This window comes from Streptomyces sp. NPDC056503 (assembly GCF_042794995.1).
Lineage (GTDB): Bacteria > Actinomycetota > Actinomycetes > Streptomycetales > Streptomycetaceae > Streptomyces.
On sequence record NZ_JBHTST010000015.1, the window covers coordinates 22,988 to 38,374 of the forward strand.

General features: G+C 74.2%; 11 protein-coding genes and 1 pseudogene. 8 read left to right on the forward strand and 4 right to left on the reverse strand.

Features of this window, described 5'->3' with window-relative positions; genetic code table 11:
• Nucleotides 1-343 precede the first annotated feature (343 nt).
• From ACFQ8C_RS06905 to ACFQ8C_RS06940, 8 genes are all read left to right on the forward strand, one after another.
• Nucleotides 344-1,222, forward strand: a complete 879-nt coding sequence (locus tag ACFQ8C_RS06905; protein ID WP_383453033.1) for a hypothetical protein — start codon at nt 344-346, stop codon at nt 1,220-1,222.
• Complete coding sequence (locus ACFQ8C_RS06910; RefSeq protein WP_383453035.1) at nt 1,219-1,512, forward strand: PqqD family protein; 294 nt, start codon at nt 1,219-1,221, stop codon at nt 1,510-1,512. The genes ACFQ8C_RS06905 and ACFQ8C_RS06910 overlap by 4 nt, the downstream gene beginning before the upstream one ends.
• 49 nt (nt 1,513-1,561) lie before the next feature.
• Nucleotides 1,562-2,803, forward strand: a complete 1,242-nt coding sequence (locus ACFQ8C_RS06915) for an MFS transporter (RefSeq protein WP_383453037.1) — start codon at nt 1,562-1,564, stop codon at nt 2,801-2,803.
• Between the two features lie 12 nt (nt 2,804-2,815).
• Complete coding sequence (locus ACFQ8C_RS06920; RefSeq protein ID WP_383453038.1) at nt 2,816-4,048, forward strand: ATP-grasp domain-containing protein; 1,233 nt, start codon at nt 2,816-2,818, stop codon at nt 4,046-4,048.
• Between the two features lie 40 nt (nt 4,049-4,088).
• Nucleotides 4,089-4,928, forward strand: a complete 840-nt coding sequence (gene nadC, locus ACFQ8C_RS06925; RefSeq protein WP_383453039.1) for a carboxylating nicotinate-nucleotide diphosphorylase — start codon at nt 4,089-4,091, stop codon at nt 4,926-4,928.
• A gap of 66 nt (nt 4,929-4,994) precedes the next feature.
• On the forward strand, nt 4,995-5,879 hold the full coding sequence (locus ACFQ8C_RS06930) for a hypothetical protein (RefSeq protein WP_383453041.1): 885 nt from the start codon (nt 4,995-4,997) through the stop codon (nt 5,877-5,879).
• Complete coding sequence (locus tag ACFQ8C_RS06935) at nt 5,876-6,619, forward strand: dTMP kinase (RefSeq protein ID WP_383453043.1); 744 nt, start codon at nt 5,876-5,878, stop codon at nt 6,617-6,619. The genes ACFQ8C_RS06930 and ACFQ8C_RS06935 overlap by 4 nt, the downstream gene beginning before the upstream one ends.
• Complete coding sequence (locus ACFQ8C_RS06940; protein WP_383453045.1) at nt 6,616-7,080, forward strand: NUDIX domain-containing protein; 465 nt, start codon at nt 6,616-6,618, stop codon at nt 7,078-7,080. Before ACFQ8C_RS06935 ends, ACFQ8C_RS06940 begins: the two co-directional genes overlap by 4 nt.
• 64 nt (nt 7,081-7,144) lie before the next feature.
• Here ACFQ8C_RS06940 and ACFQ8C_RS06945 read toward each other — a convergent pair whose 3' ends face one another.
• The 4 genes and pseudogenes from ACFQ8C_RS06945 to ACFQ8C_RS06960 all read right to left on the reverse strand — a co-directional run.
• On the reverse strand, nt 7,145-7,906 hold the full coding sequence (locus tag ACFQ8C_RS06945) for a thioesterase II family protein (protein ID WP_383453047.1): 762 nt from the start codon (nt 7,904-7,906) through the stop codon (nt 7,145-7,147).
• Nucleotides 7,899-8,627 carry a 4'-phosphopantetheinyl transferase gene (locus ACFQ8C_RS06950; protein ID WP_383453049.1) on the reverse strand — a complete coding sequence of 243 codons (729 nt, stop codon included), beginning with the start codon at nt 8,625-8,627 and terminating at the stop codon, nt 7,899-7,901. Before ACFQ8C_RS06950 ends, ACFQ8C_RS06945 begins: the two co-directional genes overlap by 8 nt.
• Nucleotides 8,624-9,475, reverse strand: a complete 852-nt coding sequence (locus ACFQ8C_RS06955; protein WP_383453051.1) for a metallophosphoesterase family protein — start codon at nt 9,473-9,475, stop codon at nt 8,624-8,626. The genes ACFQ8C_RS06950 and ACFQ8C_RS06955 overlap by 4 nt, the downstream gene beginning before the upstream one ends.
• Nucleotides 9,472-15,312: pseudogene (locus ACFQ8C_RS06960) on the reverse strand (acyltransferase domain-containing protein); the annotation flags it as partial. The gene ACFQ8C_RS06955 and the pseudogene ACFQ8C_RS06960, both read right to left, overlap by 4 nt.
• Between the last annotated feature and the right edge of the window lie 75 nt (nt 15,313-15,387).

Consider the following 15,387-nt stretch of genomic DNA (forward strand, 5'->3'; position numbering starts at 1 on the left):
CTTTCGGTACGTCCGCGGGCCGTCCGCGAACCACCCCGGCAATACGGTCGCTTACGGCGCAATTCCCTTGCCACGAACGCTCTATGGCCTTAGTGCGCCTAACTCCGGGTAAGGGTCGCCGAGTTGACATAAAACCTTTTCGGTTTCAACTTCTGGCCGAATTCATCAGATGCCTTCAACTCGCATGAATGAACGCCGACTTGCCCGCATCTGACCGCCCCCCGACAAGTAACCCCTCGCCTGACCTGCTACTGCTTGGTACAGTCCCACGTCCGCAGGCCGTCGCGTCGTCCGACCGGCGCGGAAGAATCCGGCTTTTCCCTTCCTGTCAGGAGATTCAGCGGTGCCCGAAAACCAGCAGAACTTCACCCTGAAGTACGGAACCGGCAAGGAGGCGACCGCGGAAGGCCGGGACGAACTGCGGCAGAAGCGCGCCGGACAGAACGCCATTCCGTCGCTGGACGACGTGCTCGCCGACTACCCCGAGTTCGCGCCGTCCACCTGCATCTTCGTGAGCGGCAGCCTGACCCAGGGCTGGGGCCACGCCAAGAGCGACCTCGACCTGTACGTGATCTCCGAGGAGCCGCTCGACCTGAGCAACCCCCAGCTGGAGCTCTACGAGCAGACCGTCTCCACCGACCCGGCCGGCATGCACGTCGCCATCGCCGAGCTCGGCCACTACCGCGCCGACATCGAGCTGTGGCTGGTGTCGCAGGTCGAGCAGCTGATCGGCCGCTTCGACGCCGCGGTCCCGAGCCAGGAGGCCGCCGCCCTCGGCCACGGCGAGAAGGACCTCTTCTACCGCCTCGTCGCCGGCGCCCCGCTCTCCGGCGACGCCTGGTGGAGCTCCGCCCGCGAGCGGATCCTGGCCTCCTCGTACGGCCTGTGGCTGGCCGAGAACCGGAAGCTCATGGCCGAGGGCCAGCTGGAGGACGTCTCCGGTCTCCTGGAGAGCGGCGACGAGCACTCCGCGGCCCTCGCCGCCCGCGAGGGCCTGGTCCTGGGCCTGGAGGCGGCGCTCGCGCTGGGCGGCGACTACTCGCCCTCCCGCAAGTGGCTGCACCGCAGGACCGAGGTGGCGAAGAACCTGCCCGTCGCCACCGACGTCGTCTGGTCCGCGCTCACCATGCAGGGCGCGACGGAGGAGCCGGGCCGCTGGGCCTCCCGCACCGCCGGGCTCATCCAGCAGCTGATCCTCCCCGTCGAGGAGGCGGCCCTGTGACCGCCCCGGAGACCCCCGGCGCCGGCGAGGTCGCCGACGACTGGCGGCCCACCCGCGAACTCGGCATCTACACCCGCCGGTCCGGCCAGAAGGTGCTGATCGAGGGATACCTCGACGTCTACGAGACCGACCTGACCGGCGCCCACATCTGGATGCTGTGCGGCACCGGCGCCACCGTCGCCGAGATCACCGAGCGGGTGGCGACGAAGCAGGAGAAGACCGTCGAGGAGGTGGGCCCGGTCGTCAGGGAGTTCATCTCCGACCTGGTCCGCTGTGGCTTCGTCCACTGATCGAACGACCTGATCACACGACCCCCAGGGTCGTCCGGAGGAGACATTCGTGAGCTTTGCACGGGGGGCCCTGCGCAAGCTGGGCTGGTGGGACGCGTTCAGCACGCCCGGGCCGCAGCGCCTGCTCGCCGTGAACGCGCTGGTCGACGCCATGGGAACGGGACTCGCGGGCATCTGCGTGCCGTTCCTGGTGCTCCGGCTGCCGCAGACGGACGGCGGTGACCTCGCGCTCGCGCTCTCCGCCGCCGGTGTCGCCGAACTGCTCGCGACCGTCCCCTCCGGCATCGTCGCCGGGCGCTACGGGGTGTGGCCGTACACCATCCTCAGCCGCGTCGCGCGGGCCGCGGTCCTCGGCGTGGTGGCGCTCTCGCAGAGCTTCACCGTCTTCCTCCTGATGAGCGTCCTGATGGGCCTGTTCCGCGCCGGCGGCATCGGGCTCAACCAGAGCGTCACCGCCTCCGTCGTGGGCGCCGAGCAGCGCTCGGCGACCCTCGGCACCAACCGGGCGCTGCGGAACATCGGCTACCTGGTGTCCGCGGCGCTCGGCGCCGGGGTGCTGGCCCTGGACTCCGAGGCCGCGCTGCGGGCCGCCGTCACGGTCAACGGCCTGACCTTCCTCGCCAGCGCCTTCTGCTACTACCGGCTGCGGCCCGCCACCCCGCCCAAGGCGCCGGACCGGCTCGACCTCAGCGTGCTGCGCGACGTCCGGTACTTCGCCCTGATGCCGATGGCCTCGGTCTTCGGCAGCAGCCTCCTCGTCTTCGAGGTGGCGCTCCCGCTGTGGGTGCTCGGCACCCCGCACGTCCCCTCGGCCGTCGTCGGCGTCGTGATGGCGGTCAACACGCTCCTCGTCGTCCTCTTCCAGTTCCGGGTCTCCGGCCGCGTCGACGACGTGCCGCGCTCGCTGCGGGCCCTGTGGCTGAGCGCCGCCGCCTTCACCGGCACGGCGCTGCTCTTCATCGCCGCCGGCCGGCTCGGCACGGTGGCCGCCGTCACCGCGATCCTGGTGGCCGCGGTCCTGCTCACCGCCGGGGAGATGTTCGAGGGCCCCGCGTGGTGGACCATCTCCTTCGAGCTCGCGCCCGAGCGCTCCCGCGACCAGTACCTGGCCGCCTTCGACCTCAGCTCCGCGATCCTCAACATCGTCGGCCCGCTGCTGCTCGTCGCCGTGGTCCACGCGGGCACCACCGGCTGGCTGCTCTTCGCCGCGGCCACGCTCCTGGCCGCCGCCGGCTCCCAGGCACTCCTACGCTCCCACGGCGCGGCCCGGCCGCTCGTGGCGGGCAACTGAAGGGGCCCGCACATGCGCGTTCTGATCGTCGACGGATACTCCACGGGCTCGCGGCTCGCCCAGCGGCTGCACGCGGCCGGCGTCGAGTGCTGGCACACGACGTCCATGCCCGAGGTCCCCGAGTACTACGCCCGCTCCTTCCTGCCCGACTCCTACGCGCGTGACCTCGGCCACCGGGAGCCGACCGAGGAGTTCACGGCGCTGCTGCGGGCCGGCGCCCTGGACGCCGTGGTCCCCTCCACCGAGTCCGGGGTGGAGCTCGCCGAACGGCTCACCGCCGCCCTCGGGCTCCGGGGCAACGACCCCGCCCTGGCCGGCGCGCGCCGGAACAAGGTGCTGATGGCCGCCGCCCTCCGGCGGGCCGGGGTCGCCGCCCCCCGGGGCGAGTTCTGCGAGACGGCCGAGGCGGCCGTGGCGTACTACCGCGCCCAGGGCCTCGGCGAGGCGGTCGTGAAGCCGGCCGACTCGGCGGGCTCCGACCACGTGACCCTCTGCTCCACCGCCGAGGAGGTCCGCGAGGCCACCCTCGCCATCCTCGGCTCCGGCAACTTCTTCGGGAACCCCAACTCCGGCGCCCTGGTGCAGGAACGGCTCCGGGGGACCGAGTACTACATCAACTCCGTCTCCTCCGGCGGCATCCACCGGATGGTGGAGACCTGGCGGTACACCAAGACCGAGAGCGACGCCCACGCGCCGGTCTACGACCACGAGGAGCCCGTCCCGCACTCCTCCGCCACCGCCCGGCTGCTGCACGCCTACGTCCGGGAGGCGCTGACCGCCCTCGGGATACGCGACGGCGCGGCCCACAGCGAGGTCATGCTCACGGCGTCCGGGCCCGTCCTCATCGAGACCGGCGCCCGGCTGGGCGGCGGGGTGCTCCCCGCCGTCGCCGAGCTCCACTTCGGCAGTTCGCACCTGTCCGCGCTGACCGACGCGATCCTGGGGCGCCCCGGCACCGAGGACCCGGCGTGGGGCACCGGGGGCAACCTGCGGTACGTCTCGCTGATCAACCGCTTCGCCGGCCCCGGCAGCCCCCGGCCGTGGGCCCGCGCCCTGCTCTCCCTGGAGTCCTGCACGGACCTGGTGGCCGAGGTGCCGGTGGGCGCCCCGACGCCCGTCACCGCCGACCTGGCCTCCTCCCCCGGCTACCTGTACCTCTCCCACTCCGACCGGAAGCAGGTGATCTCCGACTACGAGGCGATCCGCACCTGGGAATCGGAGCCCTTCTACACGGCCGGCGCCTGAGATCCAGGCCCGTTCCCCGTACTACCCGAAAGGCAAGACCTTGCTTGAGCTGCCCGTCATCCGCGAGCTCGTCTCCCACTGTCTGATCGAGGACCTCGGACGCGGCGACACCACCACGGACGCCTGCGTCCCGCACGACGCCGTCGGCCGGGCCGTCATGGCGGCGCGGGAGGACCTGGTCTTCTCCGGCGGCCCCCTGGTGACCGAGGTGTTCGCCCAGCTGGACCCGAAGGTCCGCGTCGAGCTGCTCTGCGAGGAGGGCGGGCGGCTCGCCGCGGGGCAGGCCGCGGTCTCCCTGGAGGGCCCGGCCCGCTCGCTCCTCAAGGGCGAGCGCCTCGCGCTGAACTTCGCGCAGCGCATGAGCGGCGTGGCAACGCTGACCCGGTCCTTCGTCGACGCCGTGACGCCCGGCGCCCCCACCCGGATCACCGACACCCGCAAGACCACGCCCGGTCTGCGCATCGTGGAGCGTTACGCGGTCCGCTGCGGCGGCGGGCACAGCCACCGGTCCGACCTCGGCGCCGCGGTGCTGATCAAGGACAACCACATCGCGGCCGCCGGCGGCATCACCGCCGCGGTGACCCGGGCCCGCGCGGCGGCCACGCACGCCACGCGCATCACCTGCGAGGTGGACACCGAGGAGCAGCTCGCCGAGGCGCTGGCCGCCCGCGTCGACATCGTCATCCTCGACAACTTCACCAACGAGCGCATCGCCAAGGCCATGACCGTCATCGACGGCCGGGCCGTGGTCGAGGTCTCGGGGTCCGTCTCCCGCGACCGCATCACGGAGCTCTCCGCGCTCGGCGTGGACATCGTCAGCATCGGCGCGCTGACCCACTCGGCCCGCGCCGTCGACCTCGGTCTCGACTGGACCGCCTGATCCTGCCTCCAGACCCTTCTGAGCCAACGGGGTGAACTAGTGCCAAAAGCGGTCCTTGACGTCAACGTGCGGTACCTGCAGCAGGATCTGAGGGAGGAGTACACGCGGACGCTGTCGCTGAACGAGTACCTCTACCAGGATCCCCCCTCGGGCCTGCCGCGCCTCATCGAGCGGGACTACGTCCGCTCGGAGTTCTTCGACTGGGCGCGCACCGTCCTGGAGGAGAACGGGTTCGATCCGAAGGAGATCGACCTGCGGTACGCGTCGGTCGACGTGACGCTGGCCCCCCTCAACGAGTCCGGCCGGCTCCTCCGCTTCCCCTTCATGATCAACTCGGCCTTCACCTGGAACGGCCTGAACATCCACGGCCCCTTCGTGGCCGGGCACCAGGCCGGCATCTCCATGGTGCAGTCGATGAGCGAGGTCCCGTACGCGCGCTTCAACCTGCCGCCGCGCTTCGACGGCGTCTTCACGAGCGACCACCAGACCTCGGTCATCTCGCACAGCATCCACGGGATCACCACGGCCCCCGGCGTGGACGGCCTGATCGCCGCCCTGCCCGACCGCGGCCGCGACCCCGAGCTGTTCCGCAAGTCCAACATCGCCCGGCTCCTGACGGGCGGCCACATCACGGACGCGGCCCACGACCGCGAGCCCGGCACGATCTGGCACGACAACCCGCTGCGCGCCGTGCCGTTCAAGATCACCGAGGCCGCCTACGAGGGTGCCCAGCCGCTGTACGCGAACGACTTCACGTACTACTCCTTCCTGCGGCCGGAGCTGCGGGACGCGTTCCTGCGGGACGCCCGCTTCCTGCGGCTCCTCGACCTGATCCGACGGCTCGGCCCGTCCTTCAAGGCGCACCGGCCGGAGTTCTCGGAGGGACTGCTCTTCAACCCGAAGCGGAACATGGAATTCATCAACGCACTCATCACCCGGAGCGCCCAGTGACCGGCACACCTTCCGGCATACCCGCCGACATCGCCACCGGAGCGCATCCCGGGCGCGGGCTGCTCGTCAGCTTCTCCGGCGTCGACGGGTCCGGCAAGACCACGAACATCCGGCGTCTCAAGGCCAGTCTGCGCAAGATGGGCTACCAGGTCCACGTGTTCAAGCTGCCGAGCAACGAGTGCAAGCGGCTCGCCCTCTTCACCGAGTACAAGACCGACCCGCTGACGGCGGAGTCCGAGAACCGGGTCGACATCTTCTCGATGTTCCTCGCGGTGGCCGGCGACCGGCTCAACACCATCAAGACGCGGATCGTCCCGCTGCTCGACCGGGGCCACGCCGTCATCGTCGACCGGTACCTGTACTCGGCGCTGTGCGAGATCCTGGTCTCCTCCAGCGGCTTCTCGCCCGTCCAGTGGCGGGTCGTCTCGGACATCGTGTCCCACTTCCCCACCCCGCACGTGGCGTTCTTCAACCGGGCCAGCTTCATCGAGGCCCGCAAGCGCATCAACTCGCGCGAGGCGGAGCGGGACGACTTCGTCGACCCGGTGCTCTTCAACAAGCGGATCGACGCGTTCGAGGTCATCCGGAGCCGGTTCACGGGCGTGCTCGTGGACACGGCGCTGGACGAGCACTCCTGCTTCAAGATCGTCATACGGGAGGCGCGGAGGGCGAAGGCCGCCGCGGAGGCCCGGGCCGCCGCCACCGAGGAGTCCCGGACCGCCGGCGCGGTGGCCGCGTGACGTACTGCGGGCACTGCGGGACCCGGTACGCCGACACCGACACCTGGCCGCGCACCTGCGGGTCCTGCGGGCGCACCACCTACCGCAACCCGCTCCCCGTGGCCGTCGCCCTGGTACCGGTGGCCGGCGGCCGGCTGCTCGTCGTCCGCCGGGACATCGAGCCCCGGCGCGGCCACCTGGCCCTGCCCGGCGGCTACATGGACCACGGGGAGACCTGGCAGGAGGCCGTCGTCCGCGAGCTGCGCGAGGAGACCGGGGTGCGGTTCGCCCCCTCGGACGTGCGGCTCTTCGACGTGCACAGCAACCGCGAGTGCGTCGCCGTGTTCGGCGTGCTTCCCGCGATCGAGGCACTGCCCGACCACCGCGACGCGGAGGTCAGCGAGGTCACGACCGCCGGTCCCGACACACCGCTGGCCTTTCCGGGCCACATCGCGGTGGCCGCGCGGTACTTCGGCGGCTGAGCGGAACCGCGCCACGGAACGACTGCCCGGGTCCCGACGGACCCGGGCAGCCCCGTTCCGGCCCTCAGCGCCGGAAGTCGTCGAGCTCCTCGACGAGGGCGGCGATCACCTCGCCGGGGTGCTCGCTCAGGTAGAAGTGGCCGCCGGGGAAGGTGCGGACGGCGAAGGTCGAGGCGGTGTGCTCGGCCCAGCTCTCCGCCTCCTCCCGGTTCACCTGCGGGTCCGCGGCGCCCGTGAAGACCCGGACGGGGCAGTCGAGCGCCGGGCCCTCCCGGTACACGTAGGTCTCCACCGCCGTGTAGTCGGCGCGGAGCGACGGCAGCGCCATCCGCAGGATGTCCTCGTCGACGAGGAGGGCCGGGTCCGTGCCGTTCAGCTTCTGGATCTCGGCGATCAGCCCCGCGTCGTCCCGCAGGTGCACGTTCTCCTCGCGCACCGTCCGGGGCGCGCGGCGGCCCGAGAGGACCAGGCCCAGCGGCTCCGTGCCCTGGCCGGCCGCGAGCCGGCGCGCGGTCTCGAAGGCGAGCATGGCGCCCATGCTGTGGCCGAAGAAGGCCAGCGGACGGCCGGCCAGCGGCCGCAGCGCCCGGGTGATCGCGTCCGCCAGCCCGTCGACGCTCTCGATGCACGGCTCGTTCCTGCGGTCCTGCCGCCCCGGGTACTGGAGGGACACCACGTCGACGCGGGGCGCCAGCGCGCCGGCGAGCGGGCGGAAGTAGCTGGCCGATCCGCCCGCGTGGGGGAAGCAGACGAGGGTGAGGTCGCTGCCGGGCGCGGGGTGGTGGCGTACGAGCCAGGGGTCGTCCAGCAGGGGGAGCTCAGCCATGGGTTTCTTCCGTTTCTCTTGCTTCGATCTCGCTTGCATGGGTTTCGCCCGGCGCGGCCCCGCCCGGGCGCGCCGGCACGTGGACCGAGGTCACGACGTGGTGCTCGCCGGCCGCCCACCGGCCGGCGAACCCGGTCAGCGCGCGGCCGTCCACGACCGGGCCCGGCACCAGCAGCCGGGCCGTGAACCGGCCGTCCGCGGTGAGGACGAGGCGGGCCTCGTCGAAGCCGAGCATCCGCGCGGCCAGCGGGAACCACGCCTTGTAGACGGACTCCTTGGCGCTGAACAGCAGCCGGTCCCAGTCGACTCCGGGCCGGTCGCGCCGCAGCTCCCGGAGGTGGGCGGCCTCCTCCGGCAGCGCGATCGCGTCCAGTACGCCCTCCGGCAGCGGCGCGTGCGGCTCGGCGTCGATGCCGACCGCGCGGACGTCCGCGCGGCGGGCCACGGCGGCCGCCCGGAAGCCGGCGCAGTGGGTGAGGCTGCCGACGATCCCGTCCGGCCAGCGGGGTTCCCCGCGCGGCCCGGACGGGATCGGCACCGGCGGGATGCCGAGGCCCTCCAGGGCCAGCCGGGCGCAGTGCCGGCCGGCGGCGAACTCCGCCCGCCGGGAGGCGACGGAGTTCGCGACGATCGCCGCCTCGGCGGGGAAGAGCACCTCGGGCCCCGGGTCGTGGTCCAGCGTCGCCCACGACGCCTCCGGCGGCAGGACGGCCCCGATCACCGCTCCTCCCCCCGCGCGCGCAGGACGTCCCGCAGCACCCCGCGGGGCAGCCCGCGCTTGCGGTGCTCCCTCGGGTAGCCGATGGAGACCTCGTCGAAGCGGACCCCGTCGTGGAAGGTCGTCCGCGGGATGTGCAGGTGCCCGTACACCACGGCCGCCGCGCGGTACCGCGTGTGCCAGTCGGCGGTGAGGCGGGTGCCGCACCACTGCGCGAACTCCTGGTAGTACAGCAGTTCGGTGTCCTCGCGCACCAGCGGGAAGTGGTTGACGAGGACGGTCGGCAGGGACGGGTCGACGGCGTCGAGCCGGGCCCGGGTCTCCGCGACCCGCGCCCGGCACCAGGCGTCCCGGGACGGGTACGGGTCGGGGAACAGCAGGAACTCGTCCGAGCACACCACCCCCGACTCGTACGCGGCGGCCAGGGCCTCCTCCTGGGTCAGGCCGTCGGCCCGGAACGAGTAGTCGTAGAGCACGAACAGCGGTGCCACGACCACCGGACCGCCCGCCCCGGTCCACACCGGGTACGGGTCCTCCGGGGTCAGCACGCCGAGCCGCCGGCAGACCTCCACGAGGTGGCGGTAGCGCTCGTCGCCGCGCAGCTGGACGGCGTCGTCCCTCGGGGTCCACAGCTCGTGGTTGCCGGGCACCCAGACCACCTGGGCGAACCGGTCGCGCAGCAGCCCGAGGGCCCATTCGATGTCGGCGGCGGTCTCGCCGACGTCGCCCGCGACCAGCAGCCAGTCGTCGGGGGACGTGGGGAGGATCCGCTCCTCCAGGATGGCGCGGTTCTCCGGGTAGGCGATGTGCAGGTCGGAGACGGCCAGCAGACGGCCGGGGGAGTCGGTCATCGGCCGACGACCTCCTTCAGCCAGCCGTCGACGGCGGCGGCCGTGGTGGCGCAGTCGCCGCTCAGGAGCGAGAAGTGGTCGCCGGGCGCCTCCGTCTCGTGGGTGGCGTGCTCCCAGCCGCGTGCGGCACCGGAGGCGGCCGCGCGCAGGAGGAGCGTGGGGACGCCGGCCGGCGCGGGCTCCCAGTCGGCGAACGCCCGGAGGTAACCGCCCATGGCGATCAGCCGGTCGTCGTCCGGCGCCAGGAAGGCGTCCTCGGCGTCGACGAGCCTGCCCGCCAGGACGGACAGGCTGTGCCGGTCCTCCCCGCGCGCGTACGTGTCGAGCAGCACGACGGCCGCCACGTCCACGCCCAGCCCGGCGAGCTCACCGGCCACCGCGTGCGCGACCCAGCCGCCCGAGGAGTGCCCCAGGAGCACGGGGGCGGTGCCGGCCGCGGCGTCCGCGACGGCCCGCGCCTGGGCGGCCACCAGCGCCCGCCAGGTGCGCGGCAGCACCGGGTCGCCGGCGAAGCCGGGGTGCGGGAGGACCGTCAGGGGCCGGGTGCCGTTCCAGACGGCGCCCAGTGCCAGGTACTCGTGCGGCCCCGAGGCCGCGCCCAGCGACGGGAACGCGAAGACGCCGGGGACGTCCGCCGCCGGCGGCCGCGACGCCAGCCCGACCGGTTCCGGCCACGCGGTGACCTCGTCGCGGGAGCCGAAGTCCGGCAGCAGCCGAGAGGCCGCCATCAGCACGTCGACGGCCTCCTCGGTCCGGCCCCGCTCGTACGCGGTGCGGAACAGCCGGACGAAGGTGTCCGCCGCCCGCCGCTCCGGGCGGTCGCCACCCGGGGCCCGCTCGTCGAGGAGCTCGGCGAGGTGCGCGGCGAGCCGGGTCACCGACGGATGGTCGAAGACCGCCACGGGGGGAAGGTCGAGACCCGTGGCCTCGGCCAGCCGGCGGGCCAGCTGGAGGGCGGCCACCGACTGGAACCCGGCCTCGGTGAACGACCGGTCGACGGCGAGCGAGTCGGCGGAGGCGTGGCCGAGGGCCGTGGCGGCGTGCGCCCGCACCAGCTCGGCCAGCGCGACCGCCCGCTCGGCCTTCGGCAGCCCGGCGAGCCGCTCGCGCGGCGTGCCCCCGCCCGCGCCGGCGGTCGGGTCGGCGGCCCGCCGCGGCTGCGCGGGGATCAGCCCGCCGAGCAGCGCGGGAACCTCCGCGCCGGCCGCGCGCAGCGCCCGGCCGTCCGGGCGGGCGCCGACGAGAACGGCCCCGTCCCCGGCGACGGAGAGCAGCCGCGCGTCAGCCTCGCCCGGGTGGGCGGCCAGCCCGAGCGGCGCGCCGCCCCGGTCCGCCCCCCAGCCGACGAGCGCCGTCGGCAGTCCGTCCGCCCGGCGCCGCCGCGCCAGGGCGGCGAGGAACGCGCCGAGGACGGCGGAGTGTTCGCCGGACGCGCCCAGGACGCCGCCGATCGGGGTCACGAACAGCACGCCCTGCCCGGGGGCCGTGTCGAGACCGAGGGCCGCGTCGACCTCGGCGGCCAGAGCGGCGTCGGAGCCCCCCTCGCCCCGGTCCGCGTCGACGATCCGCACGGTCGTGTCCGGCGTGGCCGGGACGTCGGCGGTGTCGGGGCCGTCGGTCCTCACCAGGCGGCGGGCGCTCGCCGCCCCGTCCCTGAGGGCGAGGTCCGGCTCACCGGTGGCCAGCGCCTGGGGGAGCGTCTTGCGGCTCGTGTCGCCGTCGTCGAGGTCCACCAGGACGACCCGGCCGGGGTGGGCGGCCTGGACGGCCCGGACGAGACCGCGCACGGCGGCGGCGTACGGGTCGGGCAGCGGGTCCCCGGGGGCGACGGTCTCCGCCCCCCTGGTCGCCACCACCAGCAGGGAGTCCGCGCACCGCTCCTCGGCCAGCCAGCCGTGGAGCAGTTCCCTCGCGCGGGCGACCTCGGCCAGCACCGTCCGGCCGTCGACCGGGTCCGCCGGGGGCACGTGCTCGGCCAGGACGACGCCGGGCACGCCCGGGCCCTCCGCGGTCACGGCCAGCAGCGCGGCCAGGTCCGGGTACGCGCCGGCGCCGAGGCCGGCGTGCTCCCACTCCCGGAAGCGGGAGGCACCGGCGCCGAGGGCGCCGAGCAGGGCCCAGCGGCGGGAGTCGTCGGACCCGGACGGGTTCGCGACGGCCTCCCAGACCGGGCGCAGCAGGGGTGCGGTGGCGCGGGCCCCGGCGAGGGGCGCGGCGGCCGTCCGTACGCCGCGGACCTCGGCGACCGGCGCGCCCACGGCGTCGGCGAGCTCGACCGTCAGGGAGCCGTCCGGGAGCCGCTCGGCGCGGACGCGCAGGAACCGGGCACCGGTCGCGTACAGGGTGGCCCCGTGCCACGCCACCGCCTGGAGCGGTTCCCCGGCGGTCGCGAGGGCCGGGTGGAGGGCGGCGTCCAGGAGGACCGGGTGCAGGGGGAACGCCGTCGTGTCGTCCCCGAGGACGGACGGCAGGGCCACCTCCGCGAAGTACTCCTCGCCCCGGTGCCAGGCGCGGGTGACGGCGCGGAAGGCGGGGCCGTGGGAGACGCCGGTGCCGGCGAGCCGGTCGTACAGCTCGTCGGGGTCGACGGCGGTGGCGCCGGCGGGCGGCCAGGCCGTCAGGTCGAAGGCGGCCTCCGGGGCCTCCGGGGACAGGACGGCGGTGAACCGGCGGGTCCAGGGCTCGTCCTCGGGGGCGCCGTCGGGCCGGGACAGCCCGGTGAGCCTGCGCCGGCCGGTGCCGTCGGGGGCCTCCGCGAGGAACTGGACGGCGAGGGCGCCGGTCTCCGCGAGCGGCGGGAGCGACTCGACGGTCAGCTCCTCGACGTGCGGGCAGCCCGCCCGGGCCGCGACCAGCAGCGCCGCGTCGACGAGCGCGGCGGACGGCAGGGCCGTCGTCCCGGACACCGTGTGGTCGGCGAGCCACGCGTGGGCGCGCGCGGAGACCGTGCCGGTGAGGAGCAGCGCCCCGGCCTCGGGGAGCTCCAGGAGCGCGGCGGCGAGCGGGTGGCCGGTGGGGGTCGTCCCGGACGGGCCCGCGCCGCCGGCCGGCACGCCGTCCTCCAGCCAGTACGGCCGGTGCCGGAAGGCGTAGGTGGGCAGGTCGACCGGCCGGGCCCGGTGGTCCGCGAACACGGGCCGCCAGTCGACCGGGCCGCCCTGCGCGTGGAGTTCGGCGACCGATTCGAGGAAGCGGGCGAGTCCGCCCTGGTCGCGGCGGAGGGAGTCGACGACGACGGAGCGGTCGGCGAGGGAGCCCTCGGCGGCGGAGAGGGTCTCCGTGATGCCGAGGGTGAGCACCGGGTGGGGGCTGATCTCGACGAGGAACCGGTGCCCGTCGGCGGCCAGCCGGCGGATGGACCGGTCGAACCGCACGGTCCTGCGCAGGTTCTCGTACCAGTAGCCGGCGTCGAGGGTGGCCTCGTCCACGATCTCGCCGGTGACCGTCGAGTACAGCGGCAGCCGGGGCCGCAGCGGCCGGACCGGCTCCAGGACGTCGAGCAGACGGTCCCTGATCGCCTCGACCTGCGGCGAGTGCGAGGCGTAGTCCACCGGGATGCGGCGGACCCGGACGCCCTCGTCGGTGTAGCGGGAGAAGAGCGCGTCGAGGGCGGCGGTCTCCCCCGCGACGACCGTGGCGGCCGGGCCGTTGACGGTGGCGACCGCGACCCGCTCGCCGTACGCCGCGAGGTCCTCGGTGACGCGTGCCACGGGCAGCGCCACGGACATCATGCCGCCGCGCCCGGAGAGTTCGGCCAGCACCCGGCTCCGCCGGGCCACGACGAGGGCGGCGTCCTCCAGGGAGAGCGCCCCGGCCACGGCCGCGGCCGCGATCTCGCCCTGGGAGTGCCCGACGACGGCCGCCGGCCGCACCCCGTACGACTGCCACAGCGCCGCCAGGGACACCATCATGGCGAACAGCGCGGGCTGGACGACGTCGACGCGGTCGAAGGTCGGGGCGCCGGGCTTCTCCTCCAGCACGTCGAGGAGCGACCAGTCGGTGTGCGGGGCGAGCGCCTCGGCGCACTCCCCCATCCGCTCGCGGAAGACGGCCGAGGTGCGCAGGAGGTCCCGGGCCATGGCGGGCCACTGGGCGCCCTGGCCGGGGAAGACGAAGACCACGCCGGCGTCCGGGTCGGCGGTCGCGGTGCCCCGGACGAGTCCCTCGGCGGGCTCTCCCGCGACGAGCGCGTCGAGACGGGCGCGGAGTTCCTCGTGGTCGGCGGCCATGAGCACGGCCCGGTGCTCGAAGGCCGCCCGTCCGGTGGCGAGGGTGTGGCCGATGTCGGCGAGGCGGGCGGGGGCGTCGCCCCGGTCGAGGTGGTCGCGCAGGCGTACGGCCTGGGCGACCAGGGCCTCTTCGGTGCGGCCGGAGATCGGGCAGGGCACGACGGGGGTCCCCGCCGTCCCGGCGGGCGCCTCCGCCGGGAGGGCTTCCCCTGCCGCGGCCTCGTCCGCCGGCTCTTCGAGGATGACGTGGGCGTTGGTGCCGCTCATGCCGAAGGAGGAGACGGCGGCCCGGCGCGGGCGCTCGGCCCGCGGCCACTCCCGCTCCTCGGTCAGCAGCTCGACCGCGCCCATCGTCCAGTCGATCCGCGAGGAGGGCTCCTCGACGTTCAGGGTCTTCGGCAGGACGCCGTGGCGCATCGCCTGCACCATCTTGATGACGCCCGCCACACCGGCGGCGGCCTGCGTGTGGCCGATGTTCGACTTCACCGAACCCAGCCACAGGGGGTGCCCCTCGGGACGGTCCTGGCCGTAGGTGGCGAGCAGCGCCTGCGCCTCGATCGGGTCGCCCAGCTTGGTACCGGTGCCGTGCGCCTCGACGGCGTCGACGTCGGCCGCCGTCAGACCGGCGCTGTCGAGCGCCTGCCGGATGACGCGCTGCTGCGACGGGCCGTTCGGAGCGGTCAGACCGTTGCTCGCGCCGTCCTGGTTCACCGCAGAGCCACGGACCACCGCGAGCACCCGGTGACCGTTGCGGACCGCGTCCGACAACCGCTCCACCAGCAGCATGCCGACGCCCTCGCCCCACGCCGTGCCGTCCGCGCCCTCCGCGAACGACTTGCAGCGGCCGTCCAGCGCCAGGCCGCGCTGACGGCTGAACTCCACGAACGCGCCCGGTGAGGACATCACCGTGACGCCGCCGGCGAGCGCCATCGTGCACTCGCCCTTGCGCAGCGACTGCACCGCCAGGTGGAGCGCCACCAGGGACGAGGAGCAGGCCGTGTCCACGGTCACCGCCGGGCCCTCGAAGCCGAGGGTGTACGAGATCCGGCCCGAGGCGACGCTGCCCGCGCTGCCGGTGCTGAGGAGGCCGCCGAAGTCGTCGGGGGCGTGGGCCAGCCTCGTCACGTAGTCGTGGTGGATGACGCCGGCGAAGACGCCGACCGCGGTCTCACGGGCCGAGGCGGGGTCGATGAAGGCGTCCTCGAAGGCCTCCCAGGAGGCTTCGAGCAGCAGGCGCTGCTGGGAGTCCATCGCCAGGGCCTCGCGCGGCGAGATCCCGAAGAACTCGGCGTCGAAGTCGACGGCCTCGTGGAGGAAGCCGCCCTCCCGCACGGAGGAGGTGCCCGCCTCCCCGCGGCTCTCGTCGAAGAGGGCGTCGAGGTCCCAGCCGCGGTTGACGGGGAAGCCGGAGCGGCCGTGCCCGCCGCGGGCGACGAGGTCCCAGAGGCCTTCCGGGGTGTCGGCGCCGCCGGGGAAGCGGCAGCTCATGCCGATGATCGCGATCGGCTCGCGGTCCTTGGCCTCGGCCTCGGCGAGACGGCGGCGGCTCTCCCGCAGGTCGGTCGTGGCCCGCTTGAGGTAGTCGAGCAGTTTGGCTTCGTTGGTGTTCGCGTCGGTGTTCGTCACGTGCAGTCGCTCCAACAGAGGTTCGCGGGTCGGCGGGGGCTGGGCCTGCGGCCCCGG

What these genes read in the sequence shown, in the direction of transcription:
- ACFQ8C_RS06920 (WP_383453038.1), top strand. Translation starts at nt 2,816, where the DNA reads ATGCGCGTTCTGATCGTCGACGGATACTCCACGGGCTCGCGGCTCGCC.
- ACFQ8C_RS06955 (WP_383453051.1), bottom strand. Translation starts at nt 9,475, where the DNA reads ATGACCGACTCCCCCGGCCGTCTGCTGGCCGTCTCCGACCTGCACATC.
- ACFQ8C_RS06945 (WP_383453047.1), bottom strand. Translation starts at nt 7,906, where the DNA reads ATGGCTGAGCTCCCCCTGCTGGACGACCCCTGGCTCGTACGCCACCAC.